Origin of the sequence: Methylophaga sp. UBA4204 (genome assembly GCF_002379485.1) — a bacterium.
Taxonomy (GTDB): domain Bacteria; phylum Pseudomonadota; class Gammaproteobacteria; order Nitrosococcales; family Methylophagaceae; genus Methylophaga.
Genome location: NZ_DFTU01000045.1, coordinates 1 through 1239, shown reverse-complemented (window position 1 = coordinate 1239; position 1239 = coordinate 1). Strand labels below are relative to the sequence as shown.

Below are 1239 nucleotides of genomic sequence, written 5' to 3'. Positions count from 1 at the left end.
AAACGCTCATCAAGATATTCCATAATGATTCGTGAATGAAATATCACGATATCCCGATCAAACAATGTCGGGCCCTGAGCGTATGGATTTGCTGAGGCCACCTCTTCTGGCCAGTGGCCATCAACAAGATCTACAATCTGACAATCAATTTGCTTTTCTTGAACAACGATACGGGTTTGGTGACTGAAGGGACATTGTACATCTGAGTACAATGTCATCAGTGGTTTACGATTACGTGTTGTCATTAGCTGTACTGCTTATATTTTGGAATGTAGCGTTAGTGAACGTCTTTCCAGTAAGCTTTTTTCAGTGCCAGTGCGATCACAAAGAATATCGCAAGATAGAGCAAGACCCACTTACCCAGCGCTAAACGCTGTAATTTAGATGGTTCACTGATATAAGCAAGAAAGTTGACTAGATCTCGGCTCATCATATCGTATTGACGAGGAGTCAGCGCACCTTCTTGTTCAACACTTAAATGACCATCCTCGTCTATAGCCTGATATCCCTGTTGTTCCCAAAGGACATGTGGCATACCAACATCTTTGAAAGCCAGGTTATTAGTGCCCATTGGCCGACTCTCATCCAGATAGAATGTACGCAGGTAGGTATATAACCAGTCCGTACCTCTTGCTCGAGCAATAACCGATAAATCCGGCGGCACAACACCAAACCAGCGTTTGGCATCCTCAGCTCGCATTGCTATTTGCATGGTGTCACCAATTTTATCGGTGGCAAACATCAAGTTTTCAGTGACTTGATCATCGGTAAGCCCCAGATCTTTTGCCATACGGTTATATCGCATCAACGATGCACCATGACAGCTCAGGCAGTAATTAACGAACGTGTGAGCGCCACGTTGCAAAGAGGCTTTATCGGTCAAATCAATATCGACAGTATCCAGTTTTGATGACGGCCCCGCTGCAATGGAGAGCGTCGAGAACACACTGAATATCGAAACAAGAGCAGCAAAAATCAGATTTCTCATTTGGTCGTCACCCTTTCTGGCACAGGTTTATCTTTATCAAATTTCGTGTAAATCGGCATCAGGAGAAAGAAAGCAAAATACAGAACGGTAAAGATCTGAGCCATCAAAGTATAAAGAAACGTTGCAGGCTGAGTACCTAAGTAACCTAATGCTAAAAAGCTAATAACAAACACTACCAGAGCGATACGGAAATAAGGCCCTCTATAGCGAATAGAGCGGGTTCTGCTGCGGTCCAGCCAGGGCAGCAGGAA

2 protein-coding genes and 1 pseudogene are annotated in these 1239 nt (G+C 44.2%); all 3 read right to left on the bottom strand.

The genetic code is table 11. The features are described 5' to 3' along the window. Window positions 1-245 (bottom strand): glutathione S-transferase N-terminal domain-containing protein (locus tag B3182_RS06225; RefSeq protein WP_292752011.1); only part of this gene is annotated, 245 nt, incomplete at its 3' end. 32 nt (window positions 246-277) lie between these two features. Next, window positions 278-988: a cytochrome c1 gene (locus B3182_RS06220; protein WP_292356063.1), complete on the bottom strand. Its 711-nt coding sequence runs from the start codon at window positions 986-988 to the stop codon at window positions 278-280. Continuing rightward, a pseudogene (locus B3182_RS06215) lies at window positions 985-1239 on the bottom strand (cytochrome b); the annotation flags it as partial. The pseudogene B3182_RS06215 and the gene B3182_RS06220, both read right to left, overlap by 4 nt.

Coding starts and splice junctions, on each gene's coding strand:
- B3182_RS06220 (WP_292356063.1), bottom strand. CDS start 988: ATGAGAAATCTGATTTTTGCTGCTCTTGTTTCGATATTCAGTGTGTTC.